This is a genomic window from Streptomyces sp. NPDC057302, assembly GCF_042667685.1.
GTDB lineage: Bacteria > Actinomycetota > Actinomycetes > Streptomycetales > Streptomycetaceae > Streptomyces.
The window spans coordinates 1-902 of the sequence record NZ_JBHUZJ010000181.1 but is presented as its reverse complement, the minus strand read 5'-3'; the positions used below and the strand labels follow the sequence as shown (position 1 = coordinate 902).

The window sequence follows — 902 nt, the reverse complement described above, 5'->3', positions numbered from 1 at the left end:
GGCACAGCGGGAAAAGAAGCTCACCGGGAAAATCGGCACGATCAATTCGCGGGAAATCACCTACGGCAAGAACGGTTGGCATCCTCACCTTCACGTCATCGTCTGCTTCGACTCGGAGCCGGACGTAATGCAGCTCACGTACATGATGGCTCGCTGGCAACGGCTTTGGATGGCCTGGACGAAGAAGCACGGGTTCCCGGCAGACAAGGCTCACGGGGTCAAGTGGGACAAGGTCATGACGGCCGAAGGTGCCGGGGAATACATCGCCAAGGCTCAGGACTCCGGACGGCACATCGGAAACGAGGTCGCTCGCGGTGATCTCAAGAAAGGCAAGCTCGGAAGTCTGACGCCCTTCGAGATGGTCGAGTACCTGCTTGCGACCGGAGACGCTGCGGTCGTTGATCTCTGGGTCGAGTACGAGAAGGCGACCAAGGGCAAGTCCTGGCTCCGCTGGTCTCCCAAGCTCAAGGCCCGGCTCGGAGTGGACGAGGTCAGCGACGAAGAACACGCCGCCGAAGAAGTGGCCGGCGGGGAGGTGGCCGAGCTGGCGGAGTCGGCCTGGAAGATGGTCGTCGCTCACGGCCTCGAAGCCCGAGTTCTCGAAGCCGTCGAACGGGGCGGATTCCCGGCACTCGTCAAGCTCCTCACGGCACATCAAATCTGGGCAGTCAAGAAACTCACTCCTGATGACCCGTCAGAAACCCCTGACGGACCGTCAGAAAGCAAGATCGCTTAGGGTTGGGGAAGTGTTTACCTAAAGGTGATCTGCGGGGCGAGAGCATGAAAAGGGGCCATTACACTTGTACCAATGGAGAGGGCTGGATGCCCTCACCGCACGAAGTGGGCACTCGGCCCCTTTTCTTGCTCTCGGAGGGGCCCCGCTGATCAGCTTTAGGTAAAGA

Annotated in this window: 1 pseudogene; it reads left to right on the top strand. The window is 60.2% G+C overall.

Features of this window, described 5'->3' with window-relative positions:
• Positions 1-736, top strand: a pseudogene (locus tag ACFUPX_RS44140) (hypothetical protein); the annotation flags it as partial.
• Positions 737-902 lie beyond the last annotated feature (166 nt).